Source organism: Micromonospora olivasterospora, assembly GCF_007830265.1.
In the GTDB taxonomy this organism is placed as follows: Bacteria; Actinomycetota; Actinomycetes; order Mycobacteriales; family Micromonosporaceae; genus Micromonospora; species Micromonospora olivasterospora.
Window position 1 is genome coordinate 6,793,702 of record NZ_VLKE01000001.1, and the last position, 17,758, is coordinate 6,811,459.

14 protein-coding genes and 1 pseudogene are annotated in these 17,758 nt (G+C 75.1%); 1 reads left to right on the plus strand and 14 read right to left on the minus strand.

Going from position 1 to position 17,758, the window contains the following annotated elements; translation table 11 throughout:
• Nucleotides 1–58: 58 nt before the first annotated feature.
• The 6 genes and pseudogenes from JD77_RS30520 to ald form a co-directional block, all read right to left on the minus strand.
• On the minus strand, nucleotides 59–829 hold the full coding sequence (locus tag JD77_RS30520; protein ID WP_145777239.1) for a pseudouridine synthase: 771 nt from the start codon (nucleotides 827–829) through the stop codon (nucleotides 59–61).
• Nucleotides 816–1,876 (minus strand): annotated as a pseudogene (scpB, locus tag JD77_RS35835) (SMC-Scp complex subunit ScpB). Before scpB ends, JD77_RS30520 begins: the two are co-directional and overlap by 14 nt.
• Nucleotides 1,873–2,934 (minus strand): segregation/condensation protein A, encoded by a 1,062-nt coding sequence (locus JD77_RS30530; RefSeq protein ID WP_387228556.1) that lies wholly within the window; start codon nucleotides 2,932–2,934, stop codon nucleotides 1,873–1,875. The pseudogene scpB and the gene JD77_RS30530 overlap by 4 nt, the downstream one beginning before the upstream one ends.
• A gap of 86 nt (nucleotides 2,935–3,020) precedes the next feature.
• Nucleotides 3,021–3,944 carry a ParA family protein gene (locus tag JD77_RS30535; RefSeq protein ID WP_145777240.1) on the minus strand — a complete coding sequence of 308 codons (924 nt, stop codon included), beginning with the start codon at nucleotides 3,942–3,944 and terminating at the stop codon, nucleotides 3,021–3,023.
• A 229-nt stretch (nucleotides 3,945–4,173) separates the two neighbouring features.
• Nucleotides 4,174–5,181: a site-specific tyrosine recombinase XerD gene (locus JD77_RS30540; RefSeq protein WP_387228570.1), complete on the minus strand. Its 1,008-nt coding sequence runs from the start codon at nucleotides 5,179–5,181 to the stop codon at nucleotides 4,174–4,176.
• Entirely contained in the window at nucleotides 5,178–6,293 is a 1,116-nt protein-coding gene (ald, locus tag JD77_RS30545; protein ID WP_145777242.1) for an alanine dehydrogenase, read from the minus strand. The genes JD77_RS30540 and ald overlap by 4 nt, the downstream gene beginning before the upstream one ends.
• Before the next feature lie 286 nt (nucleotides 6,294–6,579).
• Here ald and JD77_RS30550 point away from each other — a divergent pair, with 286 nt between their 5' ends.
• Nucleotides 6,580–6,831, plus strand: coding sequence for a TM2 domain-containing protein (locus JD77_RS30550; protein WP_145777243.1), 252 nt, complete (start codon nucleotides 6,580–6,582; stop codon nucleotides 6,829–6,831).
• A gap of 57 nt (nucleotides 6,832–6,888) precedes the next feature.
• Here the strand turns inward: JD77_RS30550 and JD77_RS30555 are convergent, their stop codons facing one another.
• The 8 genes from JD77_RS30555 to steA all read right to left on the minus strand — a co-directional run bounded on the left by JD77_RS30555 (nucleotide 6,889) and on the right by steA (nucleotide 17,660).
• Complete coding sequence (locus tag JD77_RS30555; RefSeq protein ID WP_145777244.1) at nucleotides 6,889–7,494, minus strand: NUDIX domain-containing protein; 606 nt, start codon at nucleotides 7,492–7,494, stop codon at nucleotides 6,889–6,891.
• On the minus strand, nucleotides 7,491–9,230 hold the full coding sequence (locus JD77_RS30560) for a CTP synthase (protein WP_145777245.1): 1,740 nt from the start codon (nucleotides 9,228–9,230) through the stop codon (nucleotides 7,491–7,493). Before JD77_RS30560 ends, JD77_RS30555 begins: the two co-directional genes overlap by 4 nt.
• Before the next feature lie 148 nt (nucleotides 9,231–9,378).
• Complete coding sequence (locus JD77_RS30565) at nucleotides 9,379–11,646, minus strand: hypothetical protein (RefSeq protein ID WP_246141154.1); 2,268 nt, start codon at nucleotides 11,644–11,646, stop codon at nucleotides 9,379–9,381.
• Complete coding sequence (locus JD77_RS30570) at nucleotides 11,646–12,839, minus strand: glycosyltransferase family 4 protein (RefSeq protein WP_145777246.1); 1,194 nt, start codon at nucleotides 12,837–12,839, stop codon at nucleotides 11,646–11,648. The genes JD77_RS30565 and JD77_RS30570 overlap by 1 nt, the downstream gene beginning before the upstream one ends.
• Before the next feature lie 49 nt (nucleotides 12,840–12,888).
• Nucleotides 12,889–14,580 carry a murein biosynthesis integral membrane protein MurJ gene (gene murJ / locus JD77_RS30575; RefSeq protein ID WP_145777247.1) on the minus strand — a complete coding sequence of 564 codons (1,692 nt, stop codon included), beginning with the start codon at nucleotides 14,578–14,580 and terminating at the stop codon, nucleotides 12,889–12,891.
• A gap of 1 nt (nucleotide 14,581) precedes the next feature.
• Nucleotides 14,582–15,448, minus strand: a complete 867-nt coding sequence (locus JD77_RS30580) for a hypothetical protein (protein WP_145777248.1) — start codon at nucleotides 15,446–15,448, stop codon at nucleotides 14,582–14,584.
• Between the two features lie 67 nt (nucleotides 15,449–15,515).
• Entirely contained in the window at nucleotides 15,516–16,454 is a 939-nt protein-coding gene (locus JD77_RS30585) for a copper transporter (protein ID WP_145777249.1), read from the minus strand.
• A 27-nt stretch (nucleotides 16,455–16,481) separates the two neighbouring features.
• A complete protein-coding gene (steA, locus tag JD77_RS30590; RefSeq protein ID WP_145777250.1) occupies nucleotides 16,482–17,660 on the minus strand; it encodes a putative cytokinetic ring protein SteA in 1,179 nt (392 codons plus the stop codon).
• Nucleotides 17,661–17,758: the final 98 nt, after the last annotated feature.

A 17,758-nucleotide genomic window follows, 5' to 3' on the forward strand; every position in this document is an offset into this window, starting at 1 on the left:
TGACGCCCCGTCGCGGGCGTCACGGAAGCCTACCGGTTGTGGTACCCGCGTCCGCGGGTCAGTCACCCACCGCCTTGAACAGGGCGGCGACCTCGGCGTTGGTGAGCCGGCGGGTCCGTCCGGCACGCAGGTCGCCGAGCCGGATCGGCCCGATCGAGGTACGCACCAGCCGCGCCACCGGGTGGCCGACCTCGGCCAGCAGCCGCCGGACGATGTGCTTGCGCCCCTCGTGCAGGGTCAGCTCCACCTGGGCGCTCTTGCCCAGGCTGTCCACCACCTTGAATGAGTCGACCTTCACCGGGCCGTCCTCCAGCTCGACGCCGGCCGCCAGCCGCTTGCCGAGGTTGCGCGGGATCGGCCCGGCGACCTCGCACAGGTACGTCTTCGGCACGCCGTACGACGGGTGCATGAGCCGGTGGGCGAGGGTGCCGTCGTTGGTGAGCAGCAGCAGGCCCTCGCTGTCGGCGTCGAGCCGCCCGACGTGGTAGACCCGCTGCTCGACGCGGTTGCCGAGGAAGTCGGACAGCGCGGCGCGCCCCTTCTCGTCGGCCATGGTGGAGACCACTCCGCGCGGCTTGTTCAGGGCCAGGTAGACCAGGCGGGTGTCGGCCTGCAGGCGCTCGCCGTCGACGTAGATGACGTCGCGGGTCGGGTCGGCCCTGTCCCCGAGCTGGGCCACCCGGCCGTTGACGGTGACCCGGCGGCGGAAGATCAGGTCCTCGCAGGCACGTCGGGAGCCCACGCCGGCGGCGGCGAGCACCTTCTGCAGGCGCTCTGCGCCCTCGTACACGGGGGCGTCGGGCTTCGGGGCACGGTCATCGCGTCGCATCGGCAAGCTCTTCTACGTCGTCGGGGAGGAACGGGGCGAGCGGGGGCAACTCGTCGACGGAGTTCAGCCCCAGCTTCTCCAGGAACATCGTGGTGGTCCGGTAGAGGAACGCCCCGCTGTCCGGTTCGGTGCCGCACTCCTCGACCAGGCCACGGGAGACCAGCGTACGGATCACGCCGTCGCAGTTGACGCCCCGGATGGCCGAGATCCGCGACCGGGTCACGGGCTGCTTGTACGCGACCACGGCGAGGGTCTCCAGCGCCGCCTGCGTCAACCGTACCGACTGCCCGTCCAGCACGAACCGCTCGACGTACGTCGCGTATTCCGGCCGGGTGTAGAGCCGCCAGCCGCCGGCGGCCCGGCGCAGCTCGAAGCCGTGCCCGGCGGCGGTGTAGCCGGCCGCGATGTCGTCGAGCGTCGCCCCGACCCGCTCCGCCGGCTGCTCCAGCACCTGGGCGAGCGTCAGCTCGCTGACGGGCTCGTCCACGACGAGGAGGATCGCCTCGAGCGCCCCGCGCAGCTCCCGGTCGTCGAGCTCGGGCGGCGGCTCGGGCGCGGGGTCGCCCGCCGCCGCCCCGCCGGCTGCTTCCCGGGTACGCCCGCGGCGGTGTCCCGATCCCCCGCCTCGACCTGCCGCTCGCCGGCCTCCGACCGCGCGGCGCCGGGCTGGACGCCCTCGGCAGGGGCGGTCTCCGGCAACACGATCTGGGACGGCGCGGCGTCCGACGCGACTACCGGCCTGGCATCCGGTGCGGCTACCGGCGTGGCTGCCGGTGCGACGTCCGACGCGACTACCGGCCCGGCATCCGGTGCGGCTACCGGCGCGAGATCCGGCGCGGCTGCCGGTGCGACGTCAGACGCGACTACCGGCGCGACGTCCGACGCGTCCGGGTCCGAGCCCGTGGAAGGATCGGGCCCCTCTGGGGGCCGTTCGCTGCCGAGATCTTCCTCGGGTCGACGGGCGGCGGGGGGCCGGGGGCGCTCCCACGGCGGCACCCAGGCGGCCGCCTGGTCGGCCAGCGAGTCCCGGCGCTCCTCGTCACTCATCCCGCTCCTTCCATCGACTCCATGTCGCCGACGTGGTCCGGTCCCGGTGGCCCGGACCCCGCCACATCGCCGATGTTGCGCGGCGGGCTCTCGGCGGCGCCGGCGTACTCGTCGATGTGCAGGTCGGTGCCGCCGTCGGCGGGGCCGGTCCACCGCACGGTCAGCTCCGCCAGGGCCTGCTCCTGGACGAAGGAGACCAGCCCCTCCCGGTACAGCTCGAGCAGCGCCAGGAACCGGGCGACCACCTCGAGGGTCGCCTCGCAGTCGGCGCAGAGCAGCGAGAACGTGGCGATGCCGGCCCGGCGCAGCCGCTCGCTGATGATCGCGGCATGCTCCCGGACGCTGACCCGGACCATGTGCACGTGGGCGATGGAGACCTCGGGCACCGGCTTCGGGGTCATCGCCTTCACGGCGAGCTTCAGCAGCCGTTCCGGGCCGATGCCGAGGACCAGGTCGGGCAGCGCCTCGGCGTACCGGGGCTCCAGGGTGACCGACCGGGGGTAGCGCCGCCCGCCGACCGCCTCCAGCTCGGCGAGGTGCGCCGCCGCCTCCTTGAACGCCTTGTACTGCAGCAGGCGGGCGAACAGCAGGTCCCGCGCCTCCAGCAGCGCCAGGTCCTCCTCGTCCTCGACCTCGGCGGCGGGCAGCAGCCGGGCCGCCTTGAGGTCGAGCAGGGTGGCCGCGATCAGCAGGAACTCGCTGGCCTCGTCGAGGTCCCACTGGTCGCCCATCGCCCGGATGTACGCGATGAACTCGTCGGTGACCTTGTGCAGCGCCACCTCGGTGACGTCGAGCTTGTGCTTGCCGATCAGTTGCAGCAGCAGGTCGAACGGGCCGGTGAAGTTGTCGAGCCGGACCGTGAAGCCAGCCGGCTCCGGGCCGGCCGCGTCGACCGGGCCGGTCGCGTCGACCGAGGCGGTCGCGTCGACCGAGGCGGTCGCGTCGACCGAGGCGGTCGCGTCGACCGAGGCGGTCGCCTCGGCCGAGGCGGGCGCGTCGACCGTCGCGCCGTCGGCGGGCGGTTGCCCGGCGGGCGGGTCGAGGGGCGGCGCGGTCACCGGACGACCGTAGTCCACGCTCCGGGGAGCCCGGCGGGAAGGTGCACCCCGGGCCGGGGGCGCCCGCCGGCCGTACGGCGCACGGCCTACCGTTCCGCCTGGGCGGCGATCACCTCGCGGGCGAGCTGCCGGTAGTTGCGGGCGCCCGACGAGGCCGGATCGAGGGTGGTGATGGGAGCGCCGGCCACCGTCGACTCGGGGAACTTCACCGTCTTGGTGATCACCGTCTGGTAGACCTTGTCGCCGAACGCCTCGACCACCCGCTGGAGCACCTGCCGGCAGTGGGTGGTGCGACTGTCGTACATGGTGGCGAGGATGCCCTCGAGCTCCAGGTCGAAGTTGAGCCGCTCGCGCACCTTGTCGATGGTGTCCAGGAGCAGGGCCACGCCGCGCAGGCTGAAGAACTCGCACTCCAGGGGGATGAGCACCCCGTGGGCGACGGTCAGCGCGTTGATCGCCAGCAGGCCGAGGGAGGGCTGGCAGTCGATGAGGATGTAGTCGTACTCCTTGCGGATCGACCTGAGCACCCGGGCCAGGGCCATCTCCCGGGCCACCTCGTTGACGAGCTGGATCTCGGCCGCGGAGAGGTCGATGTTGGCCGGCAGCAGGTGCAGGCCCGCGACGTCCGTCTTGATCAGGACGTCCTCGGGCGTGACGTCGTCCTGCATGAGCAGGTTGTAGACCGACAGGTCGAGGTTGTGCGGGTTGACCCCGAGCCCGACCGAGAGGGCGCCCTGCGGGTCGAAGTCGACCAGCAGCACGCGGCGGCCGTACTCGGCCAACGCCGCACCCAGGTTGATCGTGGTCGTGGTCTTGCCGACGCCGCCCTTCTGGTTGGCCATCGCGATGATCCGGGCGGGCCCGTGCCGGTCGGTGGGCATCGGCTCCGGGATCGGCTTGCGCATCGTGTACGCCGCCGGGTCCGCCGGGCCGAGGTCCGAACTGAGCGCGGCCTGCTGCTCGCGGAGCTCCGACGTCCAGGTCTCGGCACGGTCACCGTTGCCAGCCATGTCCTCGTTGCCCCCTTCCGACGACCACCCGGCGTCGGAGCCGTCCGACGTCCCTCGCGGCGCCGCTGCGCACCCGGTCCGCCATCGCCCCGCCAGGTCCGCGCCATGCCGACTGTACGCCACCGGCCAGCAGCGCGTTCGGCACCCGTGCGGCGTGTCGGCCGCCTGGCTGGCCGGGGCCGGTGTGCCGGGCCGGACGGGGCGGACCGGCGAGGCGGCGGCGGGTCGGTCAGCCGCGGGCGCGGGGATGAGCGGTGGCGTACACCTCGCGCAGTCGCTCCACGGTGACCAACGTGTACACCTGGGTCGTGGTCACCGAGGCGTGGCCGAGCAGTTCCTGCACCACCCGCACGTCGGCGCCGCCGTCGAGCAGGTGGGTGGCGTACGAGTGGCGCAGCGTGTGCGGGGACACCGCGCCGGGGCCGTCCACCGGCAGCCCCGCCCGCTCGGCGGCCCGGCGCAGGATGGTCCACGCGCCCTGCCGGGTCAGCGCTCCGCCACGGGCGTTGACGAAGACCGCCGGGGTGCCCCGACCGGCGGCGACCAGGGCGGGTCGGCCGCGCACCAGCCAGGCGCGCAGCGCCTCGACGGCGTACCCGCCGACCGGGACGAGGCGGATGCGCCCGCCCTTGCCGCGCAGCAGCGCCGCGCCCTCGTCGGTGTCCAGGTCGTCGACGGCGGCGCCGACCGCCTCGGAGATACGCGCCCCGGTGCCGTACAGGAACTCCAGCAGCGCCCGGTCGCGCAGCGCGAGCGGCGCGGCGTCGCCGGCGGCGGTCAGCGGACCGGCGGTCTCCAGCAGCCGCACCACCTGCTCGACGGCGAGCGCCCGGGGCAGCCGGCGCGGCGGGGCGGGCGGGCGGACGTCGCGGCTGGGGTCGCCGCCGGCCAGGCCCTCGCGGACGGCGAAGCGGTGCAGGCCGCGCACGGCGCTGGCGGCCCGGGCGGCCGAGGAGACCGCGAGCGGCGGGTGGCCGTCGGCGCCGGCGCGCAGCCGGGCCAGGTGCGCCTCGACCTGGGCGGCGTCGACGGCGGCCAGGTCGGCCACGCCTGCGGCGGCGAGGGTGGCCAGGTAGCGCTCCAGGTCCCGCCGGTACGACGCGAGGGTGTTCGCGGACAGGCCACGCTCGACGGTGAGGTGGTCGAGGTAGCCGCGCACGGCACGGCGCAGGGCCGGCGCGGGCTGCCCGCCCACGCCGGCCCCGTCCGGTGCGCCGGTCCGCGTGCTGTCGGTCAGGCCAGCACCTCGGCCAGCGGCAGGTGCGCCATGCCGTGTGCCTCGGCGACCGGCCCGTACACGACGCGGCCGTCGTGGGTGTTCAGGCCCAGCGCCAGGGCGGGGTCGCGGCGCAGCGCCTCGCGCCAGCCGTGGTTGGCCAGCTCGAGGGCGTACGGCACGGTGACGTTGGTCAGCGCGTACGTGCTGGTGTGCGGCACCGCGCCGGGCATGTTCGCCACGCAGTAGAAGATCGACTCGTGCACCTTGTAGGTCGGTTCGGCGTGCGTGGTGGGGCGGGAGTCCTCGAAGCAGCCGCCCTGGTCGATGGAGATGTCCACCAGCACGCTGCCGGGCTTCATCCGGGAGACCAGCTCGTTGGAGATCAGGGTCGGGGCCTTCGCGCCGGGCACCAGCACCGCGCCGATGACCAGGTCCGCGTCGAGCACGGCCCGCTCGATCTCGTACGCGTTGGAGGCGACCGTCTGCAGGTGGCCCCGGTAGATGGCGTCGGCCTGGCGCAGCCGGGCGACGTTCTTGTCCAGCAGCAGCACCTCGGCCTGCAGGCCGAGCGCGATGGCGGCGGCGTTCATGCCGGACACGCCGGCGCCGATGACCACGGTCTTCGCGGCGTAGACGCCGGAGACGCCGCCCATCAGGATGCCGCGCCCGCCGCCCTGCCGCTGCAGGTGGTACGCGCCGACCTGCGGGGCGAGCCGGCCGGCCACCTCGGACATCGGGGCGAGCAGCGGCAGCGACCGGTCGGGCAGCTCGACGGTCTCGTACGCGATGCCGGTGACCCCGCGGTCGAGCAGCGCGTCGGTGCAGGCCTTGGACGCGGCCAGGTGCAGGTAGGTGAAGAGCACCTGCCCCGCGCGCATCCGGTGGTACTCCTCGGCGATCGGCTCCTTGACCTTGAGCACCATCTCCGCGGCGTCCCACACGTCGTCGGCGGTGGCCAGGATCTTGGCGCCGGCCGCGGCGAACTCCTCGTCGGTGATGCTCGACCCGGCGCCGGCGCCGGACTCGACGAAGACCTGGTGGCCGCTGCGGGTGAACTCGTTGACGCCCGCGGGCGTGATCGCCACGCGGTACTCGTGATTCTTGACCTCGCGTGGGATTCCGACCTTCACGTGCAGACCCCTCTCTCCGGGGCCGTCCCACCCCGACTGTCGGTGCGCGCCGGCCCCGTTGCCGCCGCGGTCCACCGGTCCCGCGGCGGCAGTCTAGGCCCGCCGCCTTTCCGGGACAGCCGACACAGTGACATCCGGTGCCCGGCTGGGCTGACGATGTGTCAGGCGTCGGCGGGGCCGGCGGTGGGGAACGCCTCGGCCGTCGGGACATCGTTCGTCCCCTATCGTCCCACCTGGGGGACCCTGCTGCGGACGGGATCGCCCGAGATCACTAGGGTGTCGGCCCATGACCACTCCGTATCAGCAGCACCCCCAGGGCGTCTCCGACAAGAGCAAGGTCGTCGCGGGCGTCCTCGGCATCCTGCTCGGCAGCCTCGGCGTCGGGCGGTTCTACATGGGCCACACCAAGATCGGCGTCCTCCAACTCGTGGTGACATTCGTGACCTGCGGCATCGGCGGCCTGTGGGGCACCATCGACGGCATCCTGATCCTGGTCAACGGCGGCGTCGACGGTCAGGGTCGCCCGCTGCGCGACTGACCCCCGACAGTAACGAGGGGCCGTGCGGTGGCACGGCCCCTCGTCGTCGGCCGCCGGTCAGCGCGGCAGCGGCGCGTCCGGGCGGCGCAGCACCGACCAGCCGGCGTCGCGGGCTCGGGCGGCGGCGAGCAGCCCGGCCACGGCGGCGGCGTTGGTGATCTCGCCGTCCAGCACCATCCGGACGGCCTCGTCCAGGTCGACCCGGACGATCTGGAGGTCGGCCTCCTCCTCGCGGCGCTCGTGCCGCTGCCCGGCCGGCACCTCGGCGAGGTCGCGGGCCAGGAACACCCGGACCACCTCGTCGGAGAAGCCGGGCGAGCTGTGCAGGTCGACCAGCACGTCGATGGAGCCGGCCGTGAGGTCGGCCTCCTCGGCCAGCTCCCGGGCCGCCGCCGCGGCCAGGTCCTCCCCGGAGACGTCCATCAGCCCGGCCGGCAGCTCCCACAGGCGCTTGCCCACGGGATGCCGGTACTGCCGGACGAGGACCACCTGACCGGCGTCGTCGAGCGCCACGACGGCGACCGCGCCGACGTGGCGGACGTAGTCGCGCGCGGAGGTGCCGCCGCCGGGCATGGTGACCTCGTCGGTGACCACAGAGAAGATCTTCCCGGCGTAGCGTTCCCGCCGCCCGGCCACCTCGTAGCGGTGCTCCACGGCGCTCACGAGGCCGCCCCCGCCTTCGCGGTCGCCCCGCCGCCGCTGCGGCCGGGCGCCGCCGCGCCGTCCAGGTCCACGGGGAGCTGGTCGGCCTCCGAGTACGCCACCGCGGCGGCGACGAACGCGGCGAACAGGGGGTGCGGGCGGGTCGGGCGGCTCTTCAGCTCCGGGTGCGCCTGGGTGGCCACGAAGAACGGGTGCAGGTCGCGGTCCAGCTCGACGAACTCGACGAGGCGCCCGTCCGGGGACGTGCCGGAGATGTGCAGCCCGGCCTTGGTGAGCTGGTCGCGGTAGGCGTTGTTCACCTCGTACCGGTGCCGGTGCCGCTCGCTGACCTCGGTGCTGCCGTACGCCTCGGCGACGATCGACCCCGCCGCCAGCTTCGCCGGGTACGCCCCGAGCCGCATGGTGCCGCCCAGGTCGCCCTTGCCGGCGACGATGTCCTCCTGGTCGGCCATGGTGGCGATGACCGGGTGGACGGCCTCCTCGTCGAACTCCAGCGAGTTCGCGCCGTCCAGGCCGGCCAGGTGCCGGGCCACCTCGATGGTCATGCACTGCAGGCCGAGGCACAGGCCGAGCAGCGGTACGGCGTTCTCCCGGGCGTACCGGGCGGTGCCGATCTTGCCCTCGATGCCGCGCACGCCGAACCCGCCGGGAATGACGATGCCGTCCACGCCGGTCAGGGCCGCCGCGGCGCCGGCCGGGGTGACGCAGTCGTCGCTGGGCACCCAGCGCAGCTGCACCCGGGCCCGATGGCCGAAGCCGGCGGCCCGGATCGCCTCGCTGATCGACAGGTACGCGTCGGGCAGGTCGACGTACTTGCCGACCACCGCCACGGTGACGGTGTGGCGCGGCTGGTGCACCCGGTCGAGCAGGTCGTCCCAGCGGCTCCAGTCCACGTCCCGGAAGGACAGGCCGAGCCGGCGCACCACGTACGCGTCCAGGCCCTCGCGGTGCAGCACCTTCGGGATGTCGTAGATGCTCGGGGCGTCCGGGGCGGCGGTGACAGCCTCCCGGTCGACGTCGCAGTAGAGGGACAGCTTCTGCTTGACCTTGTCCGGGATCTCCCGGTCGCAGCGCAGCACCAGGGCGTCCGGCTGGATGCCGATGCTGCGCAGCTGCGCCACCGAGTGCTGGGTCGGCTTCGTCTTCAGCTCGCCGGACGGGGCCAGGTACGGCACGAGCGAGACGTGCAGGTAGAAGCAGTTGTCCCGGCCGAGGTCGTGGCGGACCTGGCGGATCGCCTCCAGGAACGGCAGCGACTCGATGTCGCCGACCGTGCCGCCGACCTCCGTGATCACCACGTCCGGGACCTGGCCGTCCGCGTCCGGGTCGGCCATGCCGAGGATGCGGGACTTGATCTCGTTGGTGATGTGCGGGATCACCTGCACGGTGTCCCCCAGGTACTCCCCGCGCCGCTCCTTGGCGATCACGTCGGAGTAGATCTGGCCGGTGGTCACGTTCGCCTTACCCGAGAGCGCCCGGTCCAGGAAGCGCTCGTAGTGCCCGACGTCCAGGTCGGTCTCGGCGCCGTCCTCTGTGACGAAGACCTCGCCGTGCTGGAACGGGTTCATCGTCCCCGGGTCCACGTTGAGGTAGGGGTCGAGCTTCTGCATGACGACGCGCAACCCGCGCGCGGTCAGCAGATTGCCGAGGCTGGAGGCGGTGAGGCCCTTACCCAGCGAGGAGGCGACGCCCCCGGTGACGAAAATGTGCCTGGTCGTCCGTGCTGTAGGGGCCAAGGCCTGCTCCCGTGTCGTCCGTCGCGGTCGTGCAGACCGCCGTGCCGATCAGCAGAGTGATCACGCGATCCACGGGATTCCACGGTAACACCTCCCCAACCCGGGGCCGCAGGCCGCACCCGAGGTCGCCTGGCCGGCGAGGTGCCGGTCAGGCCCTCGCCACCTCGGTCGACGCGTCGGCGGCCCGCTCCGGCGCGGCGTCGCCGCCGGCCGGCGTGGGGGTGCGGCCCGCCGGGATCACGGGAGCGCCGCACTCGGGTGCGGGCGGGGGCGCGTCGTGCTCCGCGCCGGGCCGGCCGGCGGCGGGACGGCCCTCGCCGGGCCGGGTCCGGTCGGTGGAGTGGTCCAGCACCCGCAGCGCGGCCAGCGCCGCCATCGGCACCACCAGCGCCCCGGCGGCACCGGCCACGTCCAGCGCCGAGCCGCCGAGCACCCCGCCCATCCCGGCCGCCACCGCCGTGCCCGCCATCGCGGCCCGCATCGTCGGGTAGATGCCGAACAGCCGCATCAGCCCGCCCCACGGCTGCAGCAGGGCGAACCAGACCAGCAGCGCGCCGGCCAGCGCCAGCAGGGTGAGCGGGCTGTTCACCAGGGTTTCCAGGTTGGCGGCGCTGGAGCGGTGCACGGTCAGCCCGCCCGTGCCGTCGCCCAGGGCGGCCAGGAAACGGCCGAGGCTGCCCCGCTCGGGGGCGGGCCGGCGCAGATCGACGACCGCGAAGCCGACGGTCACCGCCAGCCCGGCCATGCCCGCCCAGGCCAGCCGGCTGACCGTCAGCCAGCCGCCGGTGGTGATCGCGGCGGCCACGCTCACCCCCGCGGTCAGCGCGATCGCGCCGATCGAGTCCGCCCCCAGGTACGGGCTGCCGACCACGAGCACGGCGGCCCCGCCGACGGCGACCACCACGACGGGGCGCAACTCCCGGCGTACCCGTTGGGCCAGCCAGCCGGCGCTGAGCAGCGCCCCGGCGATGAACACGCCGAGCCCGACGGTGCCCAGGCCCGCGTACCGGCCGCCCTCCAGGGCCGAGTAGCCGACCACGCCGTTGAGCTGCAGCCGGGCGCCGGTGAGCACGTCGGCGGCGACCACGAGGGTGGCCAGGCCGGCGACGGCGCCGAGCGGCCCCAGCGTCGCGCCGTGCCCGGGGGCGAACCGGACGACGGCCGTCGCCCCGACCACCAGCAGCGCCGTCACGCCGGCGAACCACCAGCCCGCGTGGTCGCCGCGCCACCATGGCACGGCGTCGGCCAGCAGGGCCGCCGGCACCGCCAGCGCGGCGCCGATCAGCAGCAGCTCCACCGTCGCCACGACCCGCCGCGGCACCGGCGCGGGACCGACCGGGCCGGCATGCCGGCGGGCCCGGCGCAGCAGCGGCAGCACCGCCACCGCGAGCAGCACCTGCGCCCCGGTGAGCAGGGCGAAGAACCAACCGGCCACCCGCCGCTGGGCACCGGCCTCCCGGTCGGCGTCGGCCGTCGCGGCGATCGCCGCGGGCAGATCCGCTGGCCGGCCGCCAACGGCCACGGCGGGCCGGCCGAGGAACAGCCGCTCGGGCATCGGCCGGCCGAGCGCCGCGAGGGCGGTCGGCGCCAGGTCGACCAGTTGCAGATATCCCTCCCGGCCCGTGCTCGGCGAGGTGAGCCAGCCCCGCTCCCAGCCCGGGCCGTCGGCGATCGCGACGTGCAGCCGGGACGGCAGCTCGGTGTCGGCGACCCCGGCGACCAGCACCAGGGAGTTCGGTGGGCGGGCGGCGAGCACCCGGGCCAGCTCGGCGTCGGCGCGCCGGGCCTGCGCCGCCCGGGCCGCCGGGTCTTCGCCGGTGACGGCGCCGAGGTCGACGATGCTCAGCACGCAGGAGCCGAGCAGCGCGGCCGGGTCCGCGGGCAGCCCCGGAGCGTACCGGTCGACCCGGCCGAACGGACGCGCCGCCGCCACGGCCGCGCCGGGCCCCACCGCCACCGAGCAGCGCACCGACTCCGACAGCGAGCCCGGCACGGCGCCCCAGGGCAGGCGCGCCTGGTTGTGCTGCACCACACTCTCCTGGCCGGGCAGGTTCGCGCCGATGCCGTCCGGCTGCTCCACCGTCACGGGCGCCGCCGGGCAGCCGCCCGCGACGCGGCTGCCGTTCGAGGCGGCGAAGTTGCCGGCCCCCAGGGTCAGCCAGCCGTCCACGGGGCAGGTGGGCCGGTGCGCCGAACGGACCGACAGGGAGCCGATCGAGCCCTGCCGGGCCAGTGCCCACAGGGTCGGGGTGTCCCGCGCGTCGACGTCGTCCCAGCGCAGGCCGGCGACCCCGGCCAGGACCACGAAGTCGGCGGTGCGGCGCGGCGCGGCCGTGTCGGGGCGGGCGGCGAGGGCCGTGATGCCGAACGCCACGACCAGGAGGGTCAGCAGGAGCGGCGTCAGTCGGCGCAGCATCAGCGGCGTCCCGTCGAGGGGGCATCGGCGTCGGGCTCGCCGAGGTCGGGGCTTGCGGTGCGGGGGGCGGCCGGCCCGGCGTGGGGCGCCAGTTCCGCGTACAGCGCGGCGAGCTGCGCGACCGTGTCGGCCTCGGTCGGCCAGGTCGCCGCCCGCTCGGCGCCGCGCCGGGCCAGCTCGGCGCGGCGGGTCTCGTCGTCGAGCAGCTCGCGCACGGCCGCGTCGACGGCGTCGACGTCGCCCGGCGGCACCAGCACGGCGGCGTCGCCGACGAGCTCCGGCAGCCCGCCGACGGCGGTCGCCACCAGCGGCACGCCGGCGCGCAGCGCCTCCTGGGCGAACAGCTGGCGGGCCTCCCAGTCGCTGGTCACCACGGCCAGGTCCGCGCCCGCGAGCAGGTCGGCCACGTCGGTGCGGTGGCCGAGCAGGGCCACCGGGGCCCGGGCGGCGGAGATCCGGGCGGCCAGCGCCAGGTACGCCGGCCCACTGCCGGCGATCACCACGACCGGCGGCGGCGTACGGCGGCGCCACCGGGCGGCGGCGTCCACCAGCACGTCGTACCGCTTCTGCGGGTGCAGCCGGCCCACCGACAGGACCAGGGGCTGATCAGCCGCCGCCCCGAACTCGGCCCGGACGGCGGCGCGGCGCCGGCGCGGCGCGGGCAGGGCCGGCGCGGCGACCGGGGCGAGCCGGGCGTCGGCGGCGCCGAGCGCGGCGACCCGCTGCACGAGGTCGGCGGAGGCGCCCAGGGCGACCCGGACGCCCCGGACGACGACACGTTCGGCTAGCCGGGACAGCCCGCCGCGCAGGCCGCGGGCGAGGACCGCGTTGTGCCAGGTGACCACCAGCGGGGCGGCCGGCCGGGCGAGGACGGCCACCAGCCCGGCGCGCAGCCCGTGGGCGTGCACCACGGCGACCGGCTCCTCGGCCAGCGCGCGCCGCAGCGCGGCGACGGCCCGGGCGTCGGTGGGGGCGGGGCTGGCCGGGATCTCGACGGGCCGGAACCGGGCGCCCGCGCCGGTGAAGTCGAACTGCTGCTGGGTGGCGGCGGGCCCGCAGACCAGCACGGAGGCGCCCGCGTCGGTGAGCCCACGGGCCAGGTAGCGAACGTGCTGGCCGACGCCGCCGGTGCTGGAGGCGAGCACCAGCGCCACCGTGCCGGGCCAGCGGACGGCCGGAGTGGCGTCGGTCACCGCGCCCACCCCCGGTGCGCCGCTGTCGGTCGGTCGGTCGTCGTCGCGCTCACCCCGACACCGTCTCCTTCCCGTCGCCCCGCTCCCCGGGGACCATGTCCTCCCGCCGCGGCCCGTCGCCCGGCCCGGCCCTCCGGCCCGCCCGGGTGAGGCGGCGGCGCACGGCGGCGAGCAGCGGTCGCACGTCCCGGCGGTCCGCCAGGTACGCCACGGCGAGGAACGCCACGCCGACCGCGGCTGTCGACAGCATGCCCTGCACGACCGCCGCGGGTCTCGTCGGGGTGCCGGCCCCGGCGAGCCAGCCGGCGGTGGCCGAACCGGCGAGAGCGGCGAGCGCCCCGGCGAACAGCCCGGCCGCCCCGACGCGGGCCGCGCCGGCCAGCGCCGCCGGCCCGGCCGCCCGGCGCACCGCGAGAACGAGCAGGGCGCCGAGCAGCAGCATCCCCACCGAGTTGGCGAGGGCGACCGCGAGCACCCGGTCGGCGCGGGGCAGCAGCCCCGCCAGGGGCACGACGGCCACCGGGACCGCGAGCCAGCCGACGGTGATCGCCAGGGTGGCCGGCCGGGTGTCGCCGCGGGCGTACAGGGCGCGGGAGAGCACGGCGAACAGTCCGTAGCCGAGCAGCCCCGGGGCGAAGCCGGCGATCGCGGCGGCCACCGGGGCGGGGTCGTCGGCGTAGAAGAACGCGGCGACCGGTGCGGCGGTGCCGGCCAGCGCCGCCGCGCCGAGGCAGCTGAACAGGAACACGCCCCGCGCGGTCGAGGCCAGCGTACGCCCGTACGCGGCCTCGTCGCCGGCCGCCGACGCGGCGGCGAGCGCCGGGTACGCGGCGACCGCGAGCGGCACGGCCAGCACCGCCCAGGGCAGCAGATACATGGTCTGGGCCACGTTGAACACCTGCGGCGACCCGGTGGGCCCGCCCGAGACGCTCTTGATGATCACGGCCAGGGCGATCTGCTGGGCGGTGACCGTGACCGCCCCGGCCACGGCCAGGCCGCCGACGCGGGCGCGGGCGTCGGCGGGGAAGCCGTACCCGGGGCGCAGCCGCAGGCCCAGCCCGCGCAGCGGGATCAGCAGGGACAGCGACAGCACCACCACGCCGAGGGTGGTGCCCGCGGAGAGGATCAGCTCGCCGCCCCGGCTCACCTCGGCGACCGTGGCCCCGCGCCCCTCGACGCCGCCGAAGGCCAGGTACACGGCGATGACGGTGACGCTGGACAGCAGCGGCGCGATGACCGGCCAGGCGAACCGGCGGTGCGCCTGGAGCACCCCGGTGAGCACGATTCCCACCCCGTACAGCGGCAACTGGGGGGCGAAGACGCGCAGCATCCGGGCGCCGGCCGCCAGCTCCGCCGGGCTCCGGCCGGAGCTGATCGCCTCGACGATTGGGCCGGCCAGCAGCGTGACCGCCACCGCCAGCGGCACCAGCAGGGTCAGCGTCCACGTCAGCAGCGCCCCGGTGGTGGCGCCCACCGCCCGCCGGTCGCCCGCCGCGACCGGTCCGGCCAGCAGCGGTACGACGAGACTCGCCAGCGCCCCACCGGCCACGATCTCGAAGATGATGTTGGGCACGGTGTTCGCGATCACGTACATGCCGCCGAGGTCGCTGCGCTCCACCACCCAGGTGAACACGACGGTGCGCCCGAAGCCGGCGAGCCGGCTGAGCACGGTGAGCACGGCGATGAGCGCGGCGGCGCCGGCGACGCGGCCGGCGCCGGCGAGGGGTGCCGGTTTCTTCACGTCAGTCGGTTCGCCGGCCCAGCTCGTCGAGCTCCCGCAGCCCCGGGGTGGCCTGGATGACCTGGGTGAAGCTGACCTTCTCGCTGGCGGCGGTGAGCCCGGCCAGCACGGCGAGCACGGCGGCCCGGCCGAGCGGGCCGGTGCGGGCGGCCAGCGCCACGCCGAGCACCGCCCCGAGCCCGTTGGCCCCGCTGTCGCCGACCATCACCTGCTCGTCGAGGTCGTCGGGAAGCAGCCCGGCGGCGGCGCCCACCGCGCCCGCGGCAATCCCGCCGTGCGGGCCCCTGGTCAGCGGCGTCCCGAGCAGCAGGCCGGACTTCAGCGCCCGCCCCGGGCGCAGGTCCAGCAGGTTGACCAGGTTGGCGGTGCCGGCGACGATCCCGGCGCCGAGCAGCACGTCCACGGTGCGGCCCAGGGCGCGCTGGCGCCGCCGGCGGGGATGGGCGGCCACCGTGGGGTCGGCGGCGAGCAGCGCGGCGGCGCCGAGACCGGCCGCCCCCACCCCGACGATCTTGACGAGGCCGGCGGTGACCCGCCCCTCGCGCAGCGCGGCGAGGTGCCCGGCGAAGCCCTTGGCCGCCTTCTGCTCGGGCCGGGCGCCGACCACGTCGTCGTAGAGCCCGACCGCTCCCCCACCGAGCCCGGCGACGAGCGCGGCCGCGCGGGCGGCCGGCCCGGACGCGCCGAGCGCCCCGGCCGTGGCGGCGCCGGCGGCCAGCGCCGGCCCGGCGGCCAGGGTGACGGTGCGGCCCCGGAAGTTGGTGCGCTCCAGCGCCGGGGCGGGCGGGGCGGTGCGCACCTGGCGCAGGGCGTACCGGGCGGCGGCGGCGCCGGCTCCGGCGATCAGCAGGCGGCCCAACAGGCTCATCGGTTCACCCCGTTCGGCACGCCCCAGGGGCGGGGGTCAAGGTCGGACATCCGGGTAGGTTGTTCGCTCACTGGGGCAGTTTAGGCAGCAGACTGGCGGCGTTGTCGCCCACGCCGTACTGGCCGGCCTTCTTCTCGGTCAACTGCTGCACCAGGGCCAGGCTGGTGACCAACTGGCCCTGCACCGTGTTGGCGTCGTCGACGGTGGAGATGGTCTGCGACAGCACCGGGTCGCCCCGGACGACCGCGACGACGTTTCCGCCGGTCGAGCCGATGCCGGCGACGACGATCGCGCCGCTGCGGTCGAACTGCTCGGCGACCTTGACCACCGACTGGTCCTTCTTGTCGGAGTCCTTGTCCACGTACGGCTGGCCGCTGACCAGCACCACCGCCTCGGCCGGCCCGGTCACCTTGTCGTCGGTCGTGACGTACCCCGCGTTGCTGTACGAGGCCAGCACCGCCCCGCGGTCGGCCTCGGTGGCCGGCTCGACGCCGGGGGCCCGGTCCAGCAGGACGCTGGCGAGCATGGCGCTGGAGGTCTCCACCCCGTGCCCGTTGCCCGGCAGCCCGGACGCGGGGGCGGTCGGCCGGGCGGCAGTGACGGCCAGTTCCATCAGGTCGCCGTTGTTCTCGGGGTTGATGAACTTGTCCTGCAGGTCGACGCGCCCGGTGACGGTGGCGCCGGCGGTCTGGAGCATCTTGAGCACGCCCTCGGTGTGCTCCCGGCCGCTGGGCAGGGTCAGCACCACCACCCGGCGGCCGGTGAGCTTGTTCGGCAGGACGACCTGCGCCATCTCCGCCGCGAACTGCTCCTCCATGTCCAGTTCTTTCTGCATGTTGCTGACCTGCTGGCGCATGAGCTGGTTGTCCTTGCTCAGCCCGTCGACCCGCCCCTTGAGCGAGTCGGCCACCGGCCCGTTGAGGGCGGCCGTGCCGACCACCAGGCCGATGGCCAACGCCAGGAAGACCGCGGTCAGGGACACCACGTGGTAGCGGAAATTGATCACGCTTGCAGCCTCTTGATCGGTCGGGAGCTAGAAGAGCTGGCCGAGCTGGAACACGAAATTGTTCCACCACTCGCTGACCACGCCCAGGTACGCCTTGCCGACGGTGGAGACCGCCACGGCGGAGGCCATCGCGGCCACCGCGGAGAGGACCAGCAGCAGCAGTGAGGAGCCGGAGATGCTCTGCCGGTAGAGGCGGCTCACGCCCTTGGCGTCCACCAGCTTCCCGCCGACCTTGAGCCTGGTCAGGAACGTGGAGGCCATTCCGCCCCGGCCCTTGTCGAGGAACTCGACCAGGGTGGCGTGCGTGCCGACCGCCACCAGCAGGGAGGCGCCCTTCTCGTCGGCGAGCAGCATGGCCAGGTCCTCGCTGGTCGCCGCCGCCGGGAAGGTGATCGCGGACACGCCCAGCGCGGTCACCCGGGCCAGCCCGGGCGCCCGCCCGTCCGGGTACGCGTGCACGACCACCTCCGCGCCGCAGCGCAGCACGTCGTCGGTCACCGAGTCCATGTCCCCGATGATCATGTCGGGTGTGTAGCCCGCCTCGACCAGCGCGTCGGCGCCGCCGTCGACGCCGATCAGCACCGGCTTGAACTCCCGGATGTACGGGCGCAGCACGTCCAGGTCGGCCTTGTAGTCGTAGCCCCGGACCACGATCAGGCAGTGCCGCCCCTGCACCTGGGTGCGGATGTCCGGCACCCCGACGCCGTCGAGGAGCAGGTCGCGCTCCTGCTTGAGGTAGTCCATGGTGTTGGCGGCGAACGCCTCCAACTGCACCGACAGCCCCTCGCGGGCGTCGGCCATGGCCTTGGCCACCGTCTCGGCGTCCTGGAGCACGCCGTGCGCCACCGGCTCGTCGCCGACGAGGACGGTGTTGCCCTCGATCCGGACGACGTCGCCCTCCCGGACCCGGTCGAAGATGCCCTCACCCAGGTCGTCCAGGAGCGGGATACCGGCCCCGATCAGGACCTCCGGCCCCAGATTGGGGTAACGGCCGGAGACCGACGGTTTCGCGTTGAGCACCGCGGCGACGCCGACCGCCACCAGCGAGTCGGCCGCCACCCGGTCCAGGTCGACGTGGTCGATGATCGCGATGTCGCCCGGGCGCAGCCGGCCGACCAGGCGCTTCGTCCGGCGGTCGAGGCGCGCGGTGCCGGAGATTGTGTCCGGTTCCGCGTTCCGGTTCCGGCGCAACGTGGGTAGACGCATCGTGACCATCCTGGCATGTGAGGCAGGCTTTTCTGTCGCGACATGCCTGAGCAGGGCCGCCTACCCAGGGAAGCACACCCGGACGCGCACCGGTGTGC

Bases quoted from the DNA above. Each gene is read 5' to 3' on its own strand.
- JD77_RS30520 (WP_145777239.1), bottom strand. From the start codon at position 829: ATGCGACGCGATGACCGTGCCCCGAAGCCCGACGCCCCCGTGTACGAG.
- JD77_RS30535 (WP_145777240.1), bottom strand. From the start codon at position 3,944: ATGGCTGGCAACGGTGACCGTGCCGAGACCTGGACGTCGGAGCTCCGC.
- JD77_RS30550 (WP_145777243.1), top strand. From the start codon at position 6,580: ATGACCACTCCGTATCAGCAGCACCCCCAGGGCGTCTCCGACAAGAGC.
- JD77_RS30565 (WP_246141154.1), bottom strand. From the start codon at position 11,646: ATGCTGCGCCGACTGACGCCGCTCCTGCTGACCCTCCTGGTCGTGGCG.
- JD77_RS30580 (WP_145777248.1), bottom strand. From the start codon at position 15,448: ATGAGCCTGTTGGGCCGCCTGCTGATCGCCGGAGCCGGCGCCGCCGCC.
- steA (WP_145777250.1), bottom strand. From the start codon at position 17,660: ATGCGTCTACCCACGTTGCGCCGGAACCGGAACGCGGAACCGGACACA.